This is a genomic window from Galbibacter sp. PAP.153, from assembly GCF_037029175.1.
In the GTDB taxonomy this organism is placed as follows: domain Bacteria; phylum Bacteroidota; class Bacteroidia; order Flavobacteriales; family Flavobacteriaceae; genus Galbibacter; species Galbibacter pacificus.
In genome coordinates, this window is the sequence record NZ_JAZEUN010000007.1 from 44029 (window position 1) to 67802 (window position 23774).

The window sequence follows — 23774 nt, forward strand, 5'->3', positions numbered from 1 at the left end:
TTGCCGAGTTTGAATTACATGGCCCCCCACTCTTCCAAGGATTTTTGGTTGAGTTTTACATAATCTTGGTTCCCTGCCTTTTCGGCAGCGGCCATCGATTGTTTTGCAGTTTCAATAGCTCCTTTTGTATCTCCGCTTTTAGCTTGGATAAGCGATTTTTGCCTTAACATCCAAAAAGGCGGTTCTTTTTGCATGGACACCGCTTTATCTATCCATTCTTCGGCTTTGTCCAAGTCTTTGTCTTCTTGTAAATAATATACCGCTGCTGCATAATAATCGCCTGCGTTTGGTCCGTTCATCACCTTTTCTATGTTTGCCTGTGTTTTTTCAACCGTAGGCACTTCAAAAGGAACGGACACATATGTTTTCTCCCAGAAAATTCCAAAGCTGGCTCCGTTATTGGTAAGGTTATCTACATCAATAGTAAAAGTTTCAACATCAAAAGGCAATTCATAAGCTTCAGCCGAAACTTTGGCCACTACTTTGCTCTCATCCCACTTTTCGGGATTTCCCCAATTATTGGTATCGTTATAAAAATACACTTCCCAATTGTCTTGCCCGGGTTTGGTATACAATGCATAACTCCCTTTTTTCAATTGAGTTCCGCCAACCTTAACATCATCGCTAAATGTAATTATGGTATTTTGGTTTGCGCCAGTTCTCCACACTTGTCCGTAAGGAACCAGATCGCCAAAAACAACCCTTTCTCGCATTGAAGGGCGTGAATATTCTACGGTTACGTCTGTCAAACCTACTTTTTGCTCTAATTTGGATTTCGGACTTGGTTGCGGGGTTTGTATCTGGGCTTCAGCTAAATAAGATACAAATGCAACACATACAGCTAAAATTAATCTTTTCATTTGGTTGATTATTTAATTAGTTAGATGCTAACGAATTTACGCATAAGATAATTTTCAATTGTTAACAAAACCTTAAAAAGGATTTTTCTAAATAATTATTTTGTTTAATATATGTGTAGTTTTTTTAAACAAAATAGTATTTTTATATATAAAAAAGTAAAGTGAAAGCACATTACAACATATTCTGGTTCCGCAGGGATTTAAGGCTGAATGATAACAAGGCGCTGTTTGAAGCACTAAAAAGCGGATACCCCGTTATTCCCATATTTATTTTTGACCCCCATATTCTAACTGAATTACCCAAAAACGACGCGCGGGTAAGCTTTATCTTTAAAAAAGTGCAAGAAATAAGGTCTATGCTCCAAAAAGATTGTAATAGTTCGCTGGCTTTATTTTATGGCGACCCAAAGGAAGTTTTTAAAAGTTTAATTGATACTTACTCTATAAATACCGTATATACCAATCAAGATTATGAGCCTTATGCCCAAAAAAGGGATCAAGAACTACATAATCTCTTGAAGTCTTATAAGATTGATTTTAAAACATTTAAAGATCAGGTGATTTTTGAAAAAGACGAAGTCGTGAAAGATGATGGCACTCCCTATGTAGTTTACACCCCGTACATGAAAAAATGGAAAACCTTGTTCGGAGCAACAAAAATAAAAACATATGATGCTACTGCTCATGCCGATAATTTTATAAAAAACTTGAGGCTGCCTCAATTGAGTATAAGCGATATAGGTTTTACAACTTCTATAATTGAAGTGAAAAATTACGATTTGTCTCCTGAAACGCTGGATGCATATAAAAAAACAAGAGATTTTCCAGCCCAAAAGGGAACGACCAATCTTAGTCCCCATTTACGGTTTGGAACCATTGGCATACGAACAGTTGTTCTGCATGCTGTTAAAGCCAAGAATGAGGTCTTTTTGAACGAATTGATTTGGCGTGAGTTTTTTATGCAGGTGCTATGGCATTTTCCCGAAACGGTACATAACAGCTTTAAAAAGAAATACGATCGCATTAAATGGAGAAACAACGAAACCGAATTTAAAAAATGGTGCGAAGGGAATACAGGTTACCCTCTGGTTGATGCCGGCATGCGTCAATTAAACAAAACCGGGTACATGCATAACCGCGTGCGTATGGCGGCGGCCAGCTTTTTATGCAAGCATTTGTTAATAGACTGGCGTTGGGGAGAGGCTTATTTTGCTGAAAAGCTATTGGACTACGATATGTCCAGCAATGTTGGTAACTGGCAATGGGCAGCCGGAAGCGGTGTTGATGCGGCTCCATACTTTAGGATTTTTAACCCCACTACACAAATAAAAAAGTTTGATAAAGATTTAAAATATATAAAAAAATGGGTGGAAGATTATGATGAGCTCACCTACCCAAACCCTATTGTAGATCATAAAGAAGCCCGGGAACGTTGTTTAAGGGTTTATAAAAAGGCTGTTGCTTTATAATTCAATAGATATTTTAACTTTTCCGCCAAGGCCTTTATCAAAAAAACAAAAAACCACGCCATTGGCGTGGTTTTAATTTTTAAATAATCTGGAAATTATTTTTTTCCTTCCATTTTATCTTTCAATGCTTGAAGCTCTGCATTTGCATCACCAAGCGTAGTTTTCTCTGCTTGGTTGCTACGTTTGGCAGCAGCTTTAACATTTTTCTCTTCTTCTTCCTTGAAGATAGCTGTGTGAGAAGCAACAACTCTTTTGAACTCTTTATTGAACTCAATGATTTTGAAATCGGCTGATTCTCCTTTTTTCAATTTCTTACCATCTTCTTTTTCTAAGTGACGTGAAGGTACAAATGCAACGATATCTTCGTTGAAATCAATTGTAGCGCCTTTGTCGACAATCTCAGAAATCTCAGCGGTGTGAACCGTACCTTCGGCAAATTCTGCTTCGTATTTATCCCAAGGGTTTTCTGTAGTTTGCTTGTGTCCAAGGCTCAATTTACGCCCTTCTACATCCAATTCAAGAACTTCAACTTCTAGTTTGTCTCCAACGTTTACAAACTCGGATGGGTGCTTGATTTTCTTGGTCCAAGAAAGATCGGAAATGTAAATTAATCCATCAATTCCTTCTTCCAATTCAACAAATACTCCAAAGTTAGTAAAGTTACGTACAATACCTGTGTGCTTAGAACCTACAGGATATTTAGAAGTGATATCTGTCCATGGGTCTGGTGTTAATTGCTTGATACCAAGCGACATTTTACGCTCTTCTCTATCTAATGTAAGAACAACAGCTTCTACTTCGTCTCCAACGTTTACGAAATCTTGAGCAGAACGTAAGTGTGTAGACCAAGACATTTCAGAAACGTGGATTAGTCCTTCAACACCGTCGGCTACTTCAATAAACGCTCCGTAATCTGCAATAACAACTACTTTGCCTTTAACTTTATCTCCAACTTTTACTTCTTCGCCAAGAGCTTCCCATGGGTGTTTCTGTAATTGCTTAAGACCTAATTGAATTCTAGACTTGTTATCGTCAAAGTCGAGGATTACAACGTTTAATTTCTGATCTAGTTCAACAACCTCGTTCGGGTGGTTGATACGCGACCAAGAAAGGTCTGTAATATGGATAAGCCCATCTACGCCGCCAAGGTCGATGAATACCCCGTAAGAAGTAATGTTCTTAACGGTACCTTCAAGTACTTGACCTTTTTCAAGCTGCCCGATGATTTCTTTTTTCTGTTCTTCGATATCGGCCTCGATAAGTGCTTTGTGAGAAACAACAACGTTTTTGAATTCGTGGTTGATTTTTACCACTTTAAATTCCATTGTTTTACCAACGTACGCATCGTAATCGCGGATAGGTTTCACATCAATTTGAGAACCTGGCAAGAACGCCTCGATACCAAATACGTCAACGATCATACCTCCTTTAGTTCTGCACTTAACAAAACCATTAACGATTTCACCTTTATCGTGAGCTGCATTAACTCTATCCCAAGCCTTGATAGTTCTGGCTTTACGGTGAGATAATACCAATTGACCTGTTTTATCTTCGCGTACGTCGATTAAAACTTCAACTTTGTCCCCTACTTTTAGGTTAGGGTTGTAACGAAACTCGTTTAAAGAGATAACACCTTCAGATTTAGCATTGATGTCGATAATCGCTTCTCTATCTGTTAAATGAATCACAGTTCCTTCTACAACTTCCTCATCTGCTGTGTCAACAAAGTTCTCTTCAACTAAGTTTTCGAATTCTTTTAATTTTTCGTCTTCAACTTGGTCAATTCCTTCTTCGTAATTGTGCCAGTTAAAGTTTTTAAGAAACTCATCTTTAGAAATTGTTTCTTTTACTTCAGTTTTAGCTTCAGCAGATTTTGTTTCTGCTACTTGCTCTTTTTGTGTTTCTTTAGTTTCAGCCATGTGCTGATATAAAATTTGTATTCTGTGTTAAATCAAGAGGTTAGCAATAATTAACATCAGAAGGTGTTGATATAAATATTTAGTTTTCTTCCCTTTTTCCTCTTGGTTTTGCTAAAAAGGAGTGCAAATTTACAACTATAATATTTGATTTACAAACAATTAGAAGGAATTTGTGGTTTCTGTTCATGGTTCCATGCACAAAGTTGATTGTTAACTGTTAATGAACTGGTTGTTATGTTGTTACGTTGATGATTGTTTGTGTGCTAATAATAATCCACAGTTCTTATTCAAAGACAAGTCACTTCGACAAAGGAGAATCGCCTGAGCATTGAACCCTGCACCCTGCACTCTACACTAAACCTAAAAACCTTCCCTCATTAACTTATTAACTCATTATATTATGTGACTTCCCCCTACGCTCGAAGTGACTGTAATGGTTAACTGTTAATTGTTAATAGTCAAGTCCACTGGTAACAGCATAGCTCCGTAACAACATAACAGCATGAAAATGAACCTGAAACCTTGCTCTTTGGTCTTTGTTAGGTGAATTTGAACTCTGCACCCTGCACTCTACACTAAACCTAAAAATCTTCCTCATTAACTTATTGACTCATTATATTATGTGACTTCCCCCTACGCTCGAAGTGACTGCGATAATTAATGGTAGATTGTTAATAGGCCAACAAATGCGAACAACGAGTAACTATCAACAACATGACAGTGTAGCTTCGTAACATTGTAACAGCATAGCCCCGTAACAACATAAAATTAGTATATTGCCCTTTCTAACAATTTTAATATTTATGAAATCGGTATTCTTTACACTTTTTTTCAGCCTTATATACTTGGGCGCATCGGGACAGGATTTAAAACAATATTTAATCAATCCTCCGCAAAAAATTGAAATTGTTGATACCTGCAACTCCTTTTCTTTCCAAAATGCGGCATATATCAACAATATTGTTACTTTTTTAAATACCCAAGATTTTAATGGGGAATTAAAACTGTTTCCTACACCAAACACGCCAAAGGCCGACATTGTTTTAAAAATCGACTCCACTTCCCTAAAACCACAGGGATATTCCATAAAAATAGCACCCAGTACCATTGAGTTAATTGGTCATGACCCCGCGGGGCTGTTTTATGCCAAGCAAACCCTGCTTCAAATATTATTGTATGCCATTACCGAAAACAAAGCCGTACCGTGCTTGAAAATAACAGATTGGCCCAATTTTGAAAGACGTGGCGTTATGCTGGATGTAAGCCGTGACAAGGTACCTACTATGGAAACCATGTACCAATTAATAGACAAGTTTTCGTCTTGGAAGCTCAACGAACTCCAACTGTACATAGAACATACCTTTGCATACAAAAACCATGAAGAAGTATGGAAAAATGCAAGTCCGTTCACGCCAGAGCAAATTAAGGAGCTAGATGCCTATTGCAAAAAAAAATATATAGACTTAGTGCCCAATCAGAATTCTTTTGGGCATATGGAAAATTGGTTGAAATATGATACTTACTTAGATTTAGCCGAATGCCCTACCGACTGCAAGACCATTTGGGGAAACCGAAAGCGAACAAGTTTGAACCCTGTAGATCCAAGGTCGTTTGAATTGATGAAAAGCCTGTATGAAGAATTATTGCCCAATTTTTCGAGCAACTATTTCAATATAGGCGGGGACGAAACCGTTGAATTATGTTTGGGAAAGTCTAAAGAAGCATGCGAAAAAATTGGCAAGGGCGAAGTTTATCTGGAATACCTGAAAAAACTAAACAACGAGGTGAACAGGCAAGGTTATGAAGCCCAATTTTGGGGCGATATTATTTTAAACCATCCCGAATTAATTGATGAATTGCCTAAAAACATGACTGCTTTGGTTTGGGGATATAGTGCCTCCTACCCTTTTGACGAAAATTTGCCAAAATTTAAAAATGCAGGCATCGATTTTTATGTATGCCCCGGAACTTCCACATGGCGCTCGGAAATTGGAAGGAACGACAATGCTTTTGAAAACCTAAAAAATGCGGCCGTCCAAGGCCAAAAAAACAATGCCAAGGGATATTTAAATACCAATTGGGGCGATTATGGACATTTTCAGCCACTTTCGGTTACTTATGCGCCCTTACTGGTTGGCGCTGCCTATTCTTGGAATTATACCGATGATACACTGGGCAACCTGGAATTTCAACTAAACCATTATATATTTAAGGATGCCACCGGAAATACAGGGAAAGCTATTTTAAAACTTGGAGATGCCTATTTAAAGGCCAATATTCCCAACGGAAATGCAAATGCCTTTCATTTAATGTTAAGAAGGTACATGTGGACCATGAAAGGGCATTACCAGACAAAACACCTTACTATTCAGGGCTTGGAAGCTGCCGAAAAGGAAATTAACGATGCCTTGGATATATTGCACCAAGGAAAACCAACCGCCCCAGATGCCGATATTATCCTAAAGGAAACCGAACAGGCTGCCAACCTGGCCAAGCACGGTATCCATTTGGGTATTGCAAGGCTAAAGGCCAATGGTTATGCTACTGAAAACATTCCACAAAATGAAAAAGATTCCCTTATTAACGAACTTCAGCCTTTAATTGATAAACATCAGGAATATTGGCTGTTGAGGAACCGTATTGGTGGACTGGAAGATTCCACATCCAAACTACACGATTTATTGGAGTATTATAAAAAATAAGGCATCGGAAGTATTTGTGTTTTAGTAATTAGACGCTGCTATTTTTTATAGATATATCAGAAATTAACAGCATTTCATCAAAAATATTCTCGTTTTATAGGGAGTGATACAGAAAGTATTTATTTTAGGGCATTGAAACGTGAGTGGTTTGTAAGGTTTTTACTGACTTTGCAGACCATTTGCCTTAAAATGTAATTAATTATAAACCAACAAAAAATGGCAAAAAAACCTAAAAAATGTATCACGCCAAAAAAGGCACAAAAATTAGAGGAGAAGTTTGCTAAAACTATCCGGAAAGCTTTGAAAAAAGAGTTTGGCAAAGATTTTTCATGCGAATTCTGGTGGTCTGTAGACGAATTGGAAGAATACATCAAGTATTTTAAAGAAGAAGCAAAGCAAAAAGGATATACCGACCTTGGCCTGCGTTTTTCCCTTGGCATGTATGAAGACGACGAAAAAGACGGCGATATTTCCGGTTTTATAAAACCAACGGGGACTAAAGCAGAAACCGCTTCGCTAAAAAGTGCAGCCGCCGAACCCATAATGATCCAAGATGTCGATTCTTATAACGATGGTTATAACGACTGGCCACCGCCAAAAGGCTAAAAAAAATGTATGCAGTTTACTAGAACTTTTATCCCGGCAATAATTATTTTAACAACAATTATTGCACTTATTACTTACAAGAAATACCGACATACCCCCAATCGGTATTTTTTGTATTTACTTTTAGCCACTATAATTACCGAATTAATAGGCTCTTTTATTGTATACTGCTATTATTATCCGCAATCGGGGACAACAATTTTTGCAAAAAGCATATTTCCGGACAGGTTATTTGAAAGAAACAGTTGGATTTATAACATATTCAGGATACTAACTTTTTATTTTTATTTGTTCTTTTTCAAGGAATTGGTCAAAAGAAAAAAGCACCAAACCATTATCTACCTTTTATTTATAGTGTACAGTTTTTTAGTAGTTTTGGATTTATGGTTGAACAAAACCGACTTTTTCACCAGAAACTTGATGATAATACGCATATCGGGGACCATCGCTATATTAATCGCCACTATTTTATATTTTACAGAGGTCTTTAATTCCAATAAAATTTTAAAAATCTATAAAGAACTTTCCTTTTGGTTGGTGGCCGGCTCCCTTTTTTATTATTTGCTTACCATCCCTATCATGATGTTTACAAAGATATTTTACAACTATCAAGGAATCTATTTAAGCATCTTATTGTTCTCAAATTTTATACTTTACGGTAGTTTTATAACGGGTTTTATAATAAATGCCAGAGAAATCAAGCATGGTTAATCTAGCCGTTAAGCACCATAAACAACAAAAGCATTCCATTTAAATTTAAAAAAGGGGAAAATAGCCCTTTTAATAATGGCGAGTTCAATTAAATTTGTAAAGACCCTATTAATTTTAGATTAACCTTATGTAGCGCTTTTGTACCTTTTTAGAAATTACAGCGCTCTTTTATTTATATGGAAAACGAAAAAGAAATTATAAGTCTTATTGTATATGTAAGTGTTCTTATAGTAATTCTTATTGTATTTGTTGTAAGCTTTTTCTTGGCATACCAACGCCGAAAAACACAACTTTTAATAGAAAAAGCCGAAGAACGCCAAAAATTCGAGCAAGAGCTAGCAAAGGCGCAAACGGAAATACAGGAACAGACTTTTAAAAATATTAGTTGGGAACTGCACGACAATATCGGGCAACTGCTCTCTGTAGCCAAAATGCAGCTTAATATGTTAAAAACAGACGTTCCCGACGAACAAAAAAAATCTTTTGAAGAAGCCTCTAATGTGTTGGGGCAAGGACTTAAGGAGCTCAGGCAGCTCTCTCATGCATTGAATACCGACTTTGTTTCGAATATCGGTCTTCAGGAATCGCTGGAAAATGAAATAAACAGGTTTAAACGACTCAATTTTTTACGTATTGAGTACGATGTTGAAGGAATTCCTTATGATATTAACAAGAAAGACGAAATCATTATCTTTAGGATTTTTCAGGAATGCTTTTCGAACGTTGTAAAATATTCTAAAGCTTCACTTCTTACCATAATTGTAAAATATTTATCGCATGAACTGTATGTAAATGCAACCGATAACGGAATCGGTTTTGATATTGAAGCTGAAAAAAAGGGCACGGGCCTGCTAAACATGCGGAAACGGGCCGAATTGATAGGCGCAAATTTTTCAATTAAAACTGGAAAAAATGAAGGAGTTTCAGTAACTTTGAAGTATCCAACGAAGCCCACCAAAAATGAAAAAGTATAGTATTGCAGTTGTAGACGATCATTCTTTATTTGCCAAATCGCTAACTTCCCTGATTGATTCATTTAATGAATATCATGTAACCCTTCATGCTACGAACGGTCAAAAATTCATTGAAGCATTGAATGAAAACGATATGCCCGATATTGTATTATTAGACATCAATATGCCAATAATGAACGGCATAGAAACCATGGAATGGCTAAAAGAAAACCATCCCACACAAAAAGCCATTGCCCTTTCCATGGACGATAGCGAAGAAACCATTATTAAAATGTTGCGCCTTGGTGCCAAAGGCTATCTGCTAAAAGATATTCATCCCGAAATTTTTGAAAATGCCCTGAACGATGTTATTGAAAAAGGTTTTTATTATTCCGACAGGATTACAAACAAGCTACTCGATACCATTGATAAAAAGCAAAACGACGATCATGGCATTCAACTAAAAGACAGGGAAATAGAGTTTTTAAAGTTGGCCTGTACAGAAATGACCTATAAAGAAATTGCTGCCGAAATGTTCCTGTCGCCCAAGACCATTGATGGATATAGGGAAAGCCTATTCGAAAAACTTGACGTAAGAAGCCGCATAGGCCTTGTACTGTATGGCATTAAAAACAAATACATCGAGATGTAACCTCTTTCTCCCTAAGAGGTTTTTACCGTTTTATACGAGATTTACTTGGCAGTACAAAAAGCGTTTATTTCTATTTTATAAAGTAACCATTCGGCTGTTTCATTGGGAAGCCCGGTGGTTCCCTGTAACTTTAAACCAAGTTTTTCGATAAGTTTTTGCGACGAAATATTGTCTTTTTTGGTTATGGCCTTTTTTTCTTTCAGTTTAAAATCTTCAAAAGCAGCCTGCAACAATCTTTTGGATGCTTCAAATGCATATCCCTTTTTTCTGTATTCGGGCAAAAAGGCAAAACCTATGTCAATCCCTTCTACCCCTTCCCGATCGTATAGGCCTACGCTCCCCATTTTTCTTTGGTCCGATTTTCTAATAACGGTATAATTGGAATAGCCTAATTCTTTAAGCTGGGGAAGCATGCTGTTTTCAATATAAGCAACAGCTGCTTTAATAGATTCTACCTTTCTATCGCCTATATATCGAATCCAATGTGTGGTATTAAACAATTTGTACACCAAATCGGCATCGTTTGTGGTAGTTGGTTTTATTAAAAGCCTATCGGTCTCGAGTGTTTTGTAATCGTTCATTTTTTTCTGTGGAATTGCTCTATTTATGGAAATTATAGATAAGGCAGCCTATTTTATTTCCTTGTAATTCTCCAGCCCGGATTTAAGCCATTCGTAATAAGTTACGGCATCTGTATATTGTTGTGGGGGATTAAGCAATTCAAAGCTTGGCGACATTAAAATATAATAAGGTTGCGAAGCCGTTCTAAAGTTAATGGTTTGAAAGGTGGCCCATTTATCCCCGATGGTTTTTATTTCCTTTACGCGGCCATTTTCTGTTTTAAAATTGAACTGTTCATCTTCCGATAGGTTTTTTCGGTCGTCCACATATAAAGAAATAAGCACATAATTTTCGTTCAATAACGAAAAAATCTCGGGTTCACTCCATACATTTTCTTCCATTTTACGGCAATTTACGCATGCCCAACCCGTAAAATCCAACAAAATGGGCTTGTTGTGCTCTTGGGCATAGGCCAGGCCTTCTTCAAAATCCTTAAAACAAGTAAGCCCCAATGGGCAATTGCTTTCCTGTGGATAAATGCTATAAAAAACGGGAGGCGGAAAACCACTGAGCATTTTTAAATTGGATTCTTTGGACTTTTGCAGCCCGGGAACCAAATAAATAATAAAGCAAACAATGGCAATTCCAAAAATAGCCCTGTAAAAACTTAGTTTTTTCTTGGGGCCATCATGCGGAAAACGGATAAGTCCGAACACATACAAGGCCATGGCCACAAAAATAACAATCCATATCCCGATAAATACTTCCCTTTTGAGTATTCCCCAATGCTCTACCATATCGGCATTTGATAAAAACTTAAATGCCAGCGCTAACTCCAAAAAGCCAAGTATTACCTTGGTAGTATTCATCCAACCGCCGGATTTGGGCAACGACTTCAACATATTTGGGAATAGTGCAAACAGTGCGAACGGTAATGCCAAGGCAACACCAAAGCCAGTCATACCAACTGTTAACTGGGTAGCACCGCCATCGTTGGAAAGCGAGCCTGCCAACAACGAGCCCAGAATGGGACCCGTACACGAAAAAGATACAATGGCCAATGTTAATGCCATGAAAAATATGCCAACAATCCCTCCGGAACCCGATGCTGAATCCATTTTATTTCCCCAAGACGAAGGCAAGGTAAGTTCGTAAAATCCAAAGAACGAAAAGGCAAAAAAGATAAAAATGATAAAGAAAATTACATTGAGCCATACATTTGTTGAAATGTTATTTAAAATTTCAGGGGCGATGGAATCTAAAAAGTGAAAGGGAATGCTCAAAGCCATGTAAATCCCAATGATAAATACGCCATAAAGCACCGCATTGGATATTCCTTTTCTTTTATTTCCCGACTGCTTGGTAAAAAACGAAACCGTAAGCGGTATCATTGGGAACACACAAGGTGTAAGCAATGCTATAAGTCCGCCTAAAAACCCAAGTATGAACAAACTGGTAAGATCTTTTTCCTGCCCAGAGCTATCACCCTGCTCGTAATTTAAAAGGTCTTTGTTTTTTATGGGCAGTTCCAAATTTTCGATTAAATTAATGCTCTGGCCGTCTACTTCCTTATTAAAAGAAACTTTGTTCCCGTCAAGGGAAAAACCTAAATCGGCATCCCTAAAAATACAACGTTCGTCATCGCAGGCCTGATATTGTACCAGCCCAATAACCGAAGGCGTTTCGGGGTTTATAAGCCTTATACGCTGTTTAAATGTGGCATTATTGGCAAAATAGGCCAATTCCATTTCAAAAATTTTATCAAACTCAGTTACGGGCTCGCCCTCCTCTATGCCGCCCACCAATTCAATGTCCTTGCCTACATTTTGAAAAGTAAACTCGGTTGGAATAATTGCTGCTTCCTCGCCAAGCGGCTGATTTTGTGCATATAAATGCCAATGCTCGATAATTTCTGCATTGATTATTAAGTTGTATTCTGTTTCAGATATTTTTTCTACGGAAGTACTCCATTTTACCGGTTCCTGTGCCTGTAAAAAAGTAGTCAATAAAAGTATAAAACCAATTAGTAAATTACGCATCAACGCTTTCAATTTTAATTATTTGCTTCGTTTTTTCGGTTACTTTATATCGGTTATCGGCCCTATGGCCAATAACCCAAATAATTTCATTGTTATTATTGCAAAGCAACCATTGTTGTTCTTTATCTGGAAGCGAGAATTTTTCGTCTTTAAAGTATTTACTTATTTTCTTCTTCCCTTGCATTCCAAAGGGGTAAAAATAGTCACCATTTTTCCATTTCCTGAGTTTTAGGGGAAACTTTAACTTTTCTTTATCAACATAGACTGTACAAGGGTTCGACGTGTTTACATGGTCTACTAAATCTATAGACAAATTGATAGGTGTTGTTAACCGGCTATTTTCTTCATAGATACAACATATTTCCTCTTTATTTTGAAAATCAACAGGAGTTATAATGATGGAATCCCGGTCTTTTACCAGTCTATGGGTTTCAGAAAGAAGCTGTTTTCCGCTTTGCGATTGCAAAATATCTTCAATTTCGTTAGGTTCGGTAAAACCATAATCGGCAAAGAGGTAAAATAGATATGTTAGCCTTGGGGAAAGGCTTTTTAATTTATCGATTTCAATAATGATTTTATCATTATCTTCAATAAAAATATCCGATCGTAATTTTACGATGTTGTTTTCTATCAATATGGCATCCCCTTTTAGGTTTTCAACGGTGCGTTTAAAGTTATTTAGCAATGCAGGATTTATCTCTTTTAACTTCGGAATAATATCGTGCCTCAATTTGTTGCGTAAATATTTTGTTTCGGCATTACTGCTATCTTCCCGCCAAAGTATGTTGCTATGAATTGCAAACTCTTGGATTTCTTCGCGCGAAAATAACAACAAGGGTCGCACAATATAGTTGTTAACTTCTGGAATGCCCGTTAAGCCCTGCAAACCCGTTCCCCGTGACAAGTTTATTAAAAACGTTTCAAGGCTATCGTCGGCATGATGTGCCGTGCATAGATAATCAAAATTTAAAATGCCCTTTTGTTCCTCGAACCATTTGTACCGCAAATCCCTTGCGGCAATCTGTGTTGATGTTTTGTATTTTTCAACATACGCATTGGTATCAAAACGTACACTGTAAAAAGGAATCCCGTATTTTTTTGCTTGTTTCTGAATAAATTGCTCATCGGCATCACTTACGGCACCGCGTAACTGAAAATTACAATGCAGCACACAAACATCCATTTTTAATTGATGGAACAAATACAATAAAACCATGCTGTCTATTCCACCGCTCACGGCAACTGCAATACGAGATGAAGCCAAAAAAGACAAATGCCCGTTTATATGATGATGGAATTTTTCTAACATATCACAAAAGTAGTTAAAGACATTTTTAAATGAATATGTTTTGATTTTTTATTGTAAGAGGGATGATATTTAAATTATAAAAATAAATACTTTGTAGCAAAAAAAATGCTATTGACTTACCCTTTCACCATATAATTGACCGTCCAACCATTCAATAACGGTTTTATAGACATCTTCTTTTTCCAGGTCGTTGTGCAATTCGTGGTAGCCTCCTTTGTATAGTTTTAGGGTAACAAAATCTGATTGTTTTGCAAAAGCCTTGCTTGCCCAATGACTTGTAATGTAATCTCCTGTTCCATGAAGCAATAATATTGGTTTCTCAATCGCTTTGGCATTGTTAAGCACCCATTCGCCCCATTTTATAAAAGGAAAGGTAAAATTTGGACTTATGCGATCGTGCACCAAAGGGTCTTCTTTATATTTTTCAATTTCCCGCTCATCCCTTGATATGTATTTGGGCTCAATCCCGCTGGGCATTGTTACAAAAGGAAGTATGTAATAAAAAATTTTGCCCATATTTATTTTCCAACTGGGTGGATCGAATGCCATACGCAAAAACGGACTTGTAACAATAATACCCTCAATTTTGGGGTTACGCTGCATAACATAGTTTAACACCACATTTCCGCCCATGCTATGCCCGTATAAATATACCGGGAGCCCAGGAAACACTTCTTCTTTTTTTTCAAACACGGCTTCAACACTGTCCAAAACAGCTTTATAACTTGGGCAATGTCCACGTTTTCCTTCACTATGGCCATGACCAAAATGGTCGAAACTAAAAACGGCATATCCTGCATGAACCAATTCCGGGATTAAAGAACTTGTGTACCTCCCACTGTGCTCGCCCATGCCATGCACTAATATTACTGCTGATTTTGGTGATTCCCTATGCCAATATTGGCCAAACAAGCGTTTATTTCGACAATAAAAATGATAACCTTGGTATTCCATAAATGGATTTGGGGTAATGGTTAGTTACCCCTAAAATCGTAAATTGTAATGAAATACGCTATTTTTTATTAGAATTATTTAAAATACTGTTACAATAGCTAATTAAAAACCCGCAAGTTTTTTAAAAAACTTGCGGGTTTTGGTTTATGAGGTTTTATTTTTTTAAAGGATGCGCTTTTACACCTTCTTTGGTAATCTTAACGGGAAGTATGTGTCCGTTTTCATCAAACTCCATGATTTCAATACAGGTTTCGCGGGAATCCCTTCCTTTTTCAGACATTGGACGTCTGTGATAAACAATGTAATACGTGTCGGCGTCCGGAACTTTAATTACAGAATGGTGTCCAGCCCCATTGGCAATTTCTGGATCTTGTTGCAATATTTTATCAATACGCTTAAAAGGCCCCATGGGCGAATCGCCAATGGCGTAGGCCACACTGTAATCTGGTCCTGTCCATCCTCCTTCAGACCACATAAAATAGTATTTCCCATCGCGTATAAACATAAAAGGGCCTTCAACATAACCTTCAGGAGTAATCTCTTTAAAAACGGTGCCATCTTCATAAGGAACAAACCCCGTAAAGTCGTCTTTTAATTTTGCAATGTTGCAGTGTTTCCATCCCCCGTAAATTAAATAATACTGTCCGTCTTGGTCGTGAAACACAAACTGATCGATAGGCTGTGCGCCGTTATGGAATTTATCAATAAGTGGTTTTCCCAATAAATCTTTATACGGGCCGCCCGGGGCATCGGAAACGGCTACCCCGATCCCGCCCAATTCATGGTCGTTCTGTATGTCGTTCGCGCCAAAAAACAAGTAATACTTATTGTCTTTTTCAATAATAGACGGTGCCCAAACGGCCCGTTTTGCCCATTTTACCGCAGATGTATCCAATACTTTTTCATGCTTGGTCCAATGTACCAAATCGGGGGAAGAAAAAGCATCAAAAAACACTTGTTCTTCATACGGAGCAGAATACGTAGGGAAAATCCAATATTCATCATTAAAAATTATTCCTTCCGGATCGGCATACCAACCGGGGAAAACAGGATTGTTATTTTGTGCATTCAGGGAATAAGCAACTACAAGAAGTAGGGAAAGAACCAGTTTTTTCATTTATTTAATCGTTTTAGTATATTCTATATTTATTCTAGCACCTGCCGCATGGCTTTGGCTTTAATCAAACATTCTTCGTATTCATTTTCGGGAATGGATTGTGCGGTAATGGCACTTCCGACGGAGAAAGATACATATCTTTTTTTATAATTGTACAAAATACTTCTAATAATTACATTAAAGTCAAAATTGCCATTTGGCGCAAAATAGCCCACTGCCCCGCTGTACAAACCACGTTTGGTTTCTTCTAGTTTTTCTATAATTTTCATGGCCGAAACCTTGGGTGCCCCGGTCATGCTACCCATGGGGAAGGCTGCTTTAATAATGTCGACGGAATTGGTTTCGGGGGTAACTTCTGCACGAATGGTAGATATAAGTTGATGTACCTGCAAAAAAGTATATACTTGGCACAATTCTTCAACTTTTACGCTTCCTTTCACGGCAATGCGTGAGAGGTCGTTTCTAACCAGATCCACAATCATTACATTTTCAGAACGTTCTTTCGGGTCGTTCTTCAATTTTTCAACCAATAATTTATCTTTGGCGGGCGTAAGGGCCCTTTTGGCAGTGCCTTTTATGGGCTGGGAAATAATGGTATTTTCTTCCCGGCGGATATATCTTTCGGGTGAAGCCGACAATAAATAGCGACAATCGTGTTTTAAAAATGTGGCAAAAGGCGGTTTGGAAATAGCATTGAGGTTTAAAAAAGTTTTTAAAGGGTCTATTTCGGTATCTTCAGCATAAAATTCCTGACAAAAATTGGCTTCATAGATATCGCCGCGATGAATATGGTGAAGCATTTCCTTTACTTTATCGTAATATTCATCTTTATGTATGCGTAATTTTATTTTTACATCCTGTTGATTTGACGATTCTTTACTTGGGATCTCTATATGCTGAATAGTTTCCCAATCGTTTTCCATTTCGTCATCAATCATTTTCAGGTAATGCATTTCCACGGTGCCCTGTTTCAACAAGAATAATTTTTGGGGCTGAAAGAAAAAAAGATCGGGAAACTCCAATCCATCATAATTATCGGACGTAAGTTCCTCAACGGTATTCTTTAAATCGTACGTTAAATATCCAAACAGCCAATCGTTGGTAATACTTTGGTATTCTTTTAAATCGTAAAAGGCATTTTGGGTATCTGTTTTTAGGGAAGTAAAGGCCTCAACGGCCAAAACAGCCTCGTAACTGCTGTGCGATTGCCGGTATTGATTACTGTCCAGCCAAACAACTTCGTTGAATTGCGCTGCCCATTGCAACAATTTGTTTTTAAACACTTCAATATTGTTTGTATTGAATTGTTTAACAGTTCTAACCATAGATTAAATAAGGTTTACGTTAGTTTGTTACAAATTTAACAAAGATTACGCTTTTTAATCTAATTATTATTGCTAATATTGTACTGTAGAATTAAACAAAGAGAACGAATATTTGCATTATGCAAAAAGAACTTAAAAATATTATAACCACATTGAAAGCGTTGCTTGTATTAACGACGCCTTCATATGTATTGGTTCCTGTTCGCCATGTTCGTTTCCCACGCCGTCGTCGCCCGTAAGGGTGCGATATTCTTTTTGGAGCTAGGTGTGTCCAGCTCCCCTTTCAAAAAAACATTTTCAAATTTTCATTAATTTTTTAACAAGGTAATTGAATGCAAATACTTATTGCAAACGATACGCATATTGGCTATGCCCAGGAAATTTGCGATACCATTGAAGAATCTGCAAAACAGCGCGGAACCGGTATTGCCAAACGTACTCCTGAATATATTACCACCAAAATTCAAAACGGGAATGCGGTGATTGCCCTTGAAGGAACAAAATTTGCCGGGTTCTGCTACATTGAAACATGGGGACACGGAAAATTCGTGGCCAATTCGGGACTTATTGTTCATCCTGATTTTAGGGGAAAAGGATTGGCTACCGATATTAAAAAGAAGGTTTTTGAACACAGCAGAAAAAAGTTTCCCGATGCAAAAATTTTCGGGATTACAACAGGTTTGGCCGTGATGAAAATTAATTACGATTTAGGCTATGAACCCGTTACTTTTTCTGAGCTTACAGACGATCCCAGTTTTTGGAACGGATGCAAAACCTGTAGAAACTTTGATATCTTAACCCGAAACGAAGGAAGAATGTGCTTGTGTACCGGAATGCTGTACGATCCGGTAGAAAAAGAAAAAAACAAAAAAGCGCAGCACAAACACAAGTACGATTCTAAAGTACTTACACGATTAAAAAACATTAAAGAATCCCTATTTCTTAACAAAGAAAAAAAGAAAGAAAAAGAATCTAAAAAATGAAGAAATTAGTATTGGCATACAGTGGCGGCCTGGACACATCTTATTGTGCAAAATCCTTATCGGAAAGTGGTTACGAAGTACATGCCGTAAGTGTTAACACCGGAGGTTTTTCTAAAGAAGAAATACAAGAAATTGAAAAAAAGGCATTGACTTTGGGTGCTAAAACATATGTTTCCCTTGATGCCGTTCAAACATTTTATGATAAAGTAGTAAAATACCTTATTTATGGAAATGTACTTAAAAACAATACCTATCCGCTATCGGTTAGTGCAGAAAGGATTGTGCAGGCTATCGAAATTGTAAATTATGCCAAAGAGAATGGAGCAAAATATATTGCCCATGGAAGTACCGGGGCCGGAAACGACCAAGTTCGGTTTGATATGATTTTCCAGATTTTGGCCCCCGAAATTGAAATTATCACACCAATTCGGGACAATAAACTATCCCGACAGGAAGAAATAGACTACCTAAAAAGCAAAGGAGTGCACATGGCTTGGGAAAAGGCCAAATATTCCATCAATAAAGGCTTATGGGGAACCAGCGTTGGTGGAGACGAAACCCTTACCTCCCACTTGCCCCTGCCAAGCGAAGCTTACCCAAGTCAGCTTGAAAACATGGGAACACAAAAAGTAAAACTGACTTTTACCAAAGGAGAACTTACCGCAATTGACGGAAAAAGGGGAAAACCTGTAGCACTTATTGAAAAACTGGACGAAATAGCTTCGCAATTTGCCATTGGAAGGGATATCCATGTTGGCGATACCATCATCGGCATAAAGGGAAGGGTTGGTTTTGAAGCCGCCGCGCCCATGGTAATTATTAAAGCACACCATACTTTGGAAAAACACGTATTGACCAAATGGCAACAGCAGCATAAAGATTATCTGGCCAATTGGTACGGAATGTTATTGCATGAAGGAAATTACTTGGATGAAGTTATGCGGAACATCGAAACTTTTTTAACAGATACTCAAAAAAATGTTTCAGGAGATGTATGGGTAAGTTTGCATCCGTACCGGTTTTTTATTGATGGAATCCAGTCGAAACACGATTTAATGAATGCCAAATTTGGTAGCTATGGCGAAATGAACAAGGGCTGGAGCGCCGATGAAGCCAAAGGATTTATCAAAATAAATGCCAATGCGGCAAAAATCCATCAGTCGGTCAATAATAATTGATTAATAAATGTCACCCTGAGCAACTGTGCTGAACTAAGCTTCAGTATGTCGAAAAGTTTTTGAACAGTGCTTCAACCTGCCCGAAATGCCATGGCAAGCGGGCAAGCTCAGCATGACAGCATAGCAGTGTAACAACATAGCAACATAACAGCATAAAAAAATGATTAAAGCAGGAATTATAGGAGGCTCAGGATATACAGGAGGCGAACTCATCAGGATTTTAATAAATCACCCGCACGCCGGGATAGATTTTGTATATAGCACAACAAGAGCCGGGAAGCCTATTGCCGAAACGCACGAAGACCTTGTTGGTAGTTGTAGTTTAAAATTTACCGATACTATCAACCCAGAGGTAGATGTACTCTTTTTATGCCTTGGGCACGGTAATTCCAAAGCTTTTTTAGACGAACATTTTTTTTCGGCAAAAACAAAGGTTATTGATTTAAGCAATGATTTTAGACTGAATAAGGACTCTAGTTACAAAAAAAGGGAATTTGTTTACGGGTTGCCCGAACTGCAAAAAGAAAAAATTAAAAATGCACAAAATATAGCTAATCCGGGGTGTTTTGCGACAGCCATTCAGTTGGCATTGCTCCCCTTGGCAAAAAAAGGGCTGTTGGCAACCAATATTCATATCAATGCCATTACCGGAAGTACCGGGGCCGGGGTTTCTCCATCGGCAACATCGCATTTTAGTTGGAGAAACAATAATATTTCCTGGTACAAACCATTTACACACCAACATTTAGGGGAGATCAATCAAAGTATTGTGAGCCTCCAGAACAACCAACCAAACATTTTTATGCTTCCGCAACGCGGCAATTTCACCAAGGGGATTTTTGTAACATCTTATATGAAATTTGAAAATAGTTTGGAAGAAACTTGGAATTTATACAAGGATTTTTATGTTAAAGACCCGTTCACACATTTATCAACCAAGGAAGTTCATTTAAAACAGGTAATAAATACCAACAATTGTTTTATACATCTTCACAAGCACGAAGACGTGCTGCTTATCACTAGTGTCATAGATAATTTAATAAAAGGCGCCTCTGGTCAGGCAGTGCAGAACATGAACTTACTTTTTGGTTTTGATGAATGCGACGGACTTAAATTAAAAGGAAGTTATTTCTAAAACTAAAAAACAAAACAAAATGGAAGTTACCGTTATTGGGTCAGGAAATCTAGGAAAATCGATTATTACAGGACTCGCATCCAGCGATTTATTTGATCCAAAGAACATCTTAGTAGCAGACAAATCAGACGAAAATCTGGAAATTATTAAAAAACAGGCAGGCGTTTCTGTTACGGCAGACAATGTGCAGGCCATAAAACAATCTAAATGGGTTATCCTTTGTATTCAACCAAGAATTTTAAAAATCGTTCTTAACGAAATAAAGGGGCACCTAAAAAACGATCAAATATTAATCTCTACCGTTACCGGGGTTTCCATTAGCGAAATCAACGAAATTGTCCCAAACAACAAAGTAATAAGGGCCATGCCAAATACCGCCGCCGTTAAGCAACAATCCATGTCGTTTATCTGTGCCGACGATATGGAGCATGAAGACGTATCGTTTGTGGAAAAAATGTTCGGGACCATTGGAAAAACCATGGTTATCGAAGAACGCCTCATGCAAGCGGCAACCGTATTGGGCGCAAGCAGCACGGCATTCTTTCTTCGCTTTTTAAGAGCATTGACACAAGGTGGCGTGCAAATGGGCTTTCACCCGCACGAGGCACAGGAAATTTCGGCTCAGGTAGCTATTGGTGCCGCCGCATTAATAGAAGACGGTACACATGCCGAAGTTGAGGTAGACAACGTAACCACCCCAATGGGATGCACCATTGAAGGCCTGAATGCCATGGAACACAATGGGCTAAGCTCTGCCGTAATAAAAGGAATTATGGCCGCTTATAAACGAATTAGCGATATTAAATAAGGACCAAAGCCAAAAACACCTTCAAGGAATACGGCTTAACAATAAAATAATAAACTCTGTATACAATAAATGAAACTGTTTGATGTTTACCCTTTATACAACGTTACTCCCGAAAAGGGAAAAGACGTGTATGTTTACGACGAGAACGGGCAAGAATATTTAGACCTCTACGGAGGCCATGCCGTTATCTCCATTGGCCATGCTCATCCTACGTATGTAGAACGCATTACCGAACAAGTAAACAAATTGGGCTTCTACTCCAATGCCATTCAAAATCCGCTTCAAGTGGAGCTGGCAGAAAGATTAGGAAGGCTTTCTAATTGCGAGGAATATAGTTTGTTTCTCTGCAATTCTGGGGCAGAAGCCAATGAAAACGCATTAAAACTAGCATCGTTTCACACCAATAAATCGCGTGTCATTGCTTTTAAAAATGCTTTTCACGGAAGAACATCTGCAGCAGTTGCAGCTACAGACAATAGGGCTATAAACGCTCCTATTAATAACCAGCACAGCGTCACCACATTCCTTCCTTTTAACCAACTTCACTCTTTAGATTATGAATTAGCGTTCGGTGACGTTTGTGCGGTTATTATTGAACCCATTCAAGGCGTTGGCGGATTAGACGAGCCCGCCACCGAGTTTTTACAAGGAGTGGTCAAATTGTGCAAAAAACATCATGTAGCTTTAATTTTAGATGAAATTCAATCCGGTTACGGAAGAAGCGGGAAATTCTTTGCCTTTCAGCATCATGACATTCAACCTGACATAATTACAGTTGCCAAAGGCATGGCAAACGGCTTTCCTATTGGCGGGGTTTTAATACACCCTAAATTTGAAGCCAAACACGGAATGCTGGGCACCACCTTTGGAGGCAATCACTTGGCATGTGCTGCTGCGCTTGCTGTTCTGGACGTTATTGAAAATGAAAAATTAATCGATAATGTGAATGAAATAGCTGCTTATTTTGAAGAAAAAGCCAAGAAAATCAATAGTTTACAAAAACTTAAAGGTAGAGGGCTCATGCTTGGAATGGAGTTTGGACAAAATGTATCAGATATAAGAAAAGCGCTTATTTACGAGAAAAAAATATTTACCGGCGGCTCGTCAAATAAGAACTTATTAAGAATTTTACCGCCATTAACGATTCAAAAGCATCATATGGACAGCTTTTTTGAAGCTTTGTCCGATGTTTTAAAAAATCAAAATTTGTAATGAATAAAATACTGACAATTTCCGAAAGAAATAATGTATTAACAACAATGGCAGAATTGATCCGCGAGGAGCAAGATGCCATTATAAAAGCAAACAAAAAAGACCTCGACGGCTACAATGGCGAAGATCTTGCCATGGAAGACCGCCTAAAGGTAGACGATGCTAAAATAGACGGAATGATAGCGTCGTTAAAAGAATTGGCATCGCAAGAAGATCCTTTGGGAAAAGAGCGGTTCCATTTTAAGCACGACAACGGAATGGACGTTTTTAACAAAACGGCCCCGTTTGGAACCATCATGATTATTTATGAATCCAGACCCGATGTAACTGTTGAAGCAGCCGGGATTGCCTTTAAATCCGGGAACAAAATTTTGCTGAAGGGCGGAAAGGAATCGCTAAATTCCAACCTCTTGATTGTAGATTTATGGCACCGCGCCATGAAAAAACACAATGTTTCAACAGAGTGGGTTGAATATTTACAGTTTAACCGACAGGAAACTCAGGCATTTTTAGAAAACCCCACGCAACAAATAGACCTTATTGTACCACGTGGCGGGGAACGGTTGATTCAATTTGTAAAAGAAAACGCAAATTGCCCTGTAATTGTAAGTGGCCGGGGAAACAACTTTGTATATGTTCATAAAAATGCCGACCTTGATTTGGCAATGAAGGTTATTATCAATGCCAAAACCGCAAAAATATCTGCATGTAATGCACTGGACAAGGTTTTAATAGATACCAACCTTCCAAATTACAAGGATTTTGTAGCCAAGTTATTAGATCGGTTAGCCGAATTTAATGTAGATGTTCATGTGGATAAGGAATTGAATGATTTTGACAGTGTAACTGTAATTGAAAATGATAATATTTGGTATGAAGAATTTTTAGATTATAAAATTGTAATTGGCGTTATCGATTCTGTTGAAGATGCCATTGCAAAAATCAACAAATATTCGGGCGGGCATTCGGCAGCTATTATTACCAAGGATAATGATGTAGCCGATTTGTTTATGACAACAGTAGATTCTGCCGCAGTATATCATAATGCTTCAACTAGATTTACAGATGGTGGAGCCTTAGGATTGGGTGGCGAATTGGCCATAAGTACCGATAAATTGCACCAGCGAGGGCCCATCGGGCTTGAGCATTTGGTTACCAACAAATGGTATATTCACGGTAACGGACAAATTAGATAACAGAAATAATTAACAATAAAAATTTGATAATCCATTCTGGTCAAACCGGAATATTTTGCTCTCTGAGCAACAAACACAACTATAA

20 protein-coding genes are annotated in these 23774 nt (G+C 37.9%); 12 read left to right on the plus strand and 8 right to left on the minus strand.

Translation table 11 applies throughout. The features are described 5' to 3' along the window. Positions 1 to 14 precede the first annotated feature (14 nt). Positions 15 to 860, minus strand: a complete 846-nt coding sequence (locus UXI14_RS05675; RefSeq protein ID WP_335965281.1) for a DUF2911 domain-containing protein — start codon at positions 858 to 860, stop codon at positions 15 to 17. Positions 861 to 1021: 161 nt separating this feature from the next. Between UXI14_RS05675 and UXI14_RS05680 the strand changes: the two genes are divergently transcribed. Beyond that, the gene (locus UXI14_RS05680) at positions 1022 to 2329 is read left to right on the plus strand and encodes a deoxyribodipyrimidine photo-lyase (RefSeq protein WP_335965283.1); all 1308 of its coding nucleotides are present in this window, start codon (positions 1022 to 1024) and stop codon (positions 2327 to 2329) included. Positions 2330 to 2424: 95 nt separating this feature from the next. Here UXI14_RS05680 and rpsA read toward each other — a convergent pair whose 3' ends face one another. Then, positions 2425 to 4248, minus strand: coding sequence for a 30S ribosomal protein S1 (gene rpsA / locus UXI14_RS05685; protein WP_277899356.1), 1824 nt, complete (start codon positions 4246 to 4248; stop codon positions 2425 to 2427). A gap of 803 nt (positions 4249 to 5051) precedes the next feature. Here rpsA and UXI14_RS05690 point away from each other — a divergent pair. The 5 genes from UXI14_RS05690 (at position 5052) to UXI14_RS05710 (ending at position 9872) form a co-directional block, all read left to right on the plus strand. Next, positions 5052 to 6950 carry a family 20 glycosylhydrolase gene (locus UXI14_RS05690; RefSeq protein ID WP_335965285.1) on the plus strand — a complete coding sequence of 633 codons (1899 nt, stop codon included), beginning with the start codon at positions 5052 to 5054 and terminating at the stop codon, positions 6948 to 6950. A gap of 216 nt (positions 6951 to 7166) precedes the next feature. Next, positions 7167 to 7556 (plus strand): hypothetical protein, encoded by a 390-nt coding sequence (locus UXI14_RS05695; protein ID WP_277899358.1) that lies wholly within the window; start codon positions 7167 to 7169, stop codon positions 7554 to 7556. Between the two features lie 9 nt (positions 7557 to 7565). Continuing rightward, on the plus strand, positions 7566 to 8267 hold the full coding sequence (locus UXI14_RS05700) for a hypothetical protein (protein WP_277899359.1): 702 nt from the start codon (positions 7566 to 7568) through the stop codon (positions 8265 to 8267). A 176-nt stretch (positions 8268 to 8443) separates the two neighbouring features. Further along, positions 8444 to 9241, plus strand: a complete 798-nt coding sequence (locus UXI14_RS05705) for a histidine kinase (protein ID WP_277899360.1) — start codon at positions 8444 to 8446, stop codon at positions 9239 to 9241. Next, the gene (locus tag UXI14_RS05710; RefSeq protein ID WP_335965286.1) at positions 9228 to 9872 is read left to right on the plus strand and encodes a response regulator transcription factor; all 645 of its coding nucleotides are present in this window, start codon (positions 9228 to 9230) and stop codon (positions 9870 to 9872) included. The genes UXI14_RS05705 and UXI14_RS05710 overlap by 14 nt, the downstream gene beginning before the upstream one ends. A gap of 41 nt (positions 9873 to 9913) precedes the next feature. Here UXI14_RS05710 and UXI14_RS05715 read toward each other — a convergent pair whose 3' ends face one another. The 6 genes from UXI14_RS05715 to pabB all read right to left on the minus strand — a co-directional run bounded on the left by UXI14_RS05715 (position 9914) and on the right by pabB (position 17177). Continuing rightward, positions 9914 to 10453, minus strand: coding sequence for a GNAT family N-acetyltransferase (locus tag UXI14_RS05715; protein ID WP_335965287.1), 540 nt, complete (start codon positions 10451 to 10453; stop codon positions 9914 to 9916). Between the two features lie 48 nt (positions 10454 to 10501). After that, positions 10502 to 12472, minus strand: a complete 1971-nt coding sequence (locus UXI14_RS05720) for a cytochrome c biogenesis protein CcdA (protein WP_335965288.1) — start codon at positions 12470 to 12472, stop codon at positions 10502 to 10504. Beyond that, positions 12465 to 13781: a tRNA lysidine(34) synthetase TilS gene (gene tilS, locus UXI14_RS05725; RefSeq protein ID WP_335965289.1), complete on the minus strand. Its 1317-nt coding sequence runs from the start codon at positions 13779 to 13781 to the stop codon at positions 12465 to 12467. The genes UXI14_RS05720 and tilS overlap by 8 nt, the downstream gene beginning before the upstream one ends. Before the next feature lie 108 nt (positions 13782 to 13889). Continuing rightward, entirely contained in the window at positions 13890 to 14735 is an 846-nt protein-coding gene (locus tag UXI14_RS05730) for a lysophospholipase (RefSeq protein ID WP_335965291.1), read from the minus strand. A 154-nt stretch (positions 14736 to 14889) separates the two neighbouring features. Then, positions 14890 to 15852, minus strand: a complete 963-nt coding sequence (locus UXI14_RS05735) for a glycoside hydrolase family 43 protein (protein ID WP_335965292.1) — start codon at positions 15850 to 15852, stop codon at positions 14890 to 14892. 29 nt (positions 15853 to 15881) lie between these two features. Further along, positions 15882 to 17177, minus strand: a complete 1296-nt coding sequence (gene pabB, locus UXI14_RS05740; RefSeq protein WP_335965293.1) for an aminodeoxychorismate synthase component I — start codon at positions 17175 to 17177, stop codon at positions 15882 to 15884. Positions 17178 to 17509: 332 nt separating this feature from the next. On the opposite strand from pabB, the gene UXI14_RS05745 reads away from it, so the two are divergent. The 6 genes from UXI14_RS05745 to UXI14_RS05770 all read left to right on the plus strand — a co-directional run bounded on the left by UXI14_RS05745 (position 17510) and on the right by UXI14_RS05770 (position 23689). Beyond that, positions 17510 to 18160, plus strand: a complete 651-nt coding sequence (locus tag UXI14_RS05745) for a GNAT family N-acetyltransferase (protein WP_277899372.1) — start codon at positions 17510 to 17512, stop codon at positions 18158 to 18160. Beyond that, complete coding sequence (gene argG, locus UXI14_RS05750) at positions 18157 to 19338, plus strand: argininosuccinate synthase (protein ID WP_335965294.1); 1182 nt, start codon at positions 18157 to 18159, stop codon at positions 19336 to 19338. The genes UXI14_RS05745 and argG overlap by 4 nt, the downstream gene beginning before the upstream one ends. 160 nt (positions 19339 to 19498) lie before the next feature. Next, positions 19499 to 20473 carry an N-acetyl-gamma-glutamyl-phosphate reductase gene (gene argC / locus UXI14_RS05755; RefSeq protein WP_335965295.1) on the plus strand — a complete coding sequence of 325 codons (975 nt, stop codon included), beginning with the start codon at positions 19499 to 19501 and terminating at the stop codon, positions 20471 to 20473. A 19-nt stretch (positions 20474 to 20492) separates the two neighbouring features. Then, positions 20493 to 21281, plus strand: coding sequence for a pyrroline-5-carboxylate reductase (gene proC, locus UXI14_RS05760; protein WP_277899375.1), 789 nt, complete (start codon positions 20493 to 20495; stop codon positions 21279 to 21281). A 69-nt stretch (positions 21282 to 21350) separates the two neighbouring features. Further along, complete coding sequence (locus UXI14_RS05765) at positions 21351 to 22493, plus strand: aminotransferase class III-fold pyridoxal phosphate-dependent enzyme (RefSeq protein WP_335965297.1); 1143 nt, start codon at positions 21351 to 21353, stop codon at positions 22491 to 22493. Further along, complete coding sequence (locus UXI14_RS05770) at positions 22493 to 23689, plus strand: glutamate-5-semialdehyde dehydrogenase (RefSeq protein ID WP_335965299.1); 1197 nt, start codon at positions 22493 to 22495, stop codon at positions 23687 to 23689. Before UXI14_RS05765 ends, UXI14_RS05770 begins: the two co-directional genes overlap by 1 nt. Positions 23690 to 23774 lie beyond the last annotated feature (85 nt).

Coding starts and splice junctions, on each gene's coding strand:
- UXI14_RS05675 (WP_335965281.1), bottom strand. CDS start 860: ATGAAAAGATTAATTTTAGCTGTATGTGTTGCATTTGTATCTTATTTA.
- rpsA (WP_277899356.1), bottom strand. CDS start 4,248: ATGGCTGAAACTAAAGAAACACAAAAAGAGCAAGTAGCAGAAACAAAA.
- UXI14_RS05690 (WP_335965285.1), top strand. CDS start 5,052: ATGAAATCGGTATTCTTTACACTTTTTTTCAGCCTTATATACTTGGGC.
- UXI14_RS05695 (WP_277899358.1), top strand. CDS start 7,167: ATGGCAAAAAAACCTAAAAAATGTATCACGCCAAAAAAGGCACAAAAA.
- UXI14_RS05700 (WP_277899359.1), top strand. CDS start 7,566: ATGCAGTTTACTAGAACTTTTATCCCGGCAATAATTATTTTAACAACA.
- UXI14_RS05705 (WP_277899360.1), top strand. CDS start 8,444: ATGGAAAACGAAAAAGAAATTATAAGTCTTATTGTATATGTAAGTGTT.
- UXI14_RS05710 (WP_335965286.1), top strand. CDS start 9,228: ATGAAAAAGTATAGTATTGCAGTTGTAGACGATCATTCTTTATTTGCC.
- UXI14_RS05715 (WP_335965287.1), bottom strand. CDS start 10,453: ATGAACGATTACAAAACACTCGAGACCGATAGGCTTTTAATAAAACCA.
- UXI14_RS05720 (WP_335965288.1), bottom strand. CDS start 12,472: ATGCGTAATTTACTAATTGGTTTTATACTTTTATTGACTACTTTTTTA.
- tilS (WP_335965289.1), bottom strand. CDS start 13,781: ATGTTAGAAAAATTCCATCATCATATAAACGGGCATTTGTCTTTTTTG.
- UXI14_RS05730 (WP_335965291.1), bottom strand. CDS start 14,735: ATGGAATACCAAGGTTATCATTTTTATTGTCGAAATAAACGCTTGTTT.
- UXI14_RS05735 (WP_335965292.1), bottom strand. CDS start 15,852: ATGAAAAAACTGGTTCTTTCCCTACTTCTTGTAGTTGCTTATTCCCTG.
- pabB (WP_335965293.1), bottom strand. CDS start 17,177: ATGGTTAGAACTGTTAAACAATTCAATACAAACAATATTGAAGTGTTT.
- UXI14_RS05745 (WP_277899372.1), top strand. CDS start 17,510: ATGCAAATACTTATTGCAAACGATACGCATATTGGCTATGCCCAGGAA.
- argG (WP_335965294.1), top strand. CDS start 18,157: ATGAAGAAATTAGTATTGGCATACAGTGGCGGCCTGGACACATCTTAT.
- argC (WP_335965295.1), top strand. CDS start 19,499: ATGATTAAAGCAGGAATTATAGGAGGCTCAGGATATACAGGAGGCGAA.
- proC (WP_277899375.1), top strand. CDS start 20,493: ATGGAAGTTACCGTTATTGGGTCAGGAAATCTAGGAAAATCGATTATT.
- UXI14_RS05765 (WP_335965297.1), top strand. CDS start 21,351: ATGAAACTGTTTGATGTTTACCCTTTATACAACGTTACTCCCGAAAAG.
- UXI14_RS05770 (WP_335965299.1), top strand. CDS start 22,493: ATGAATAAAATACTGACAATTTCCGAAAGAAATAATGTATTAACAACA.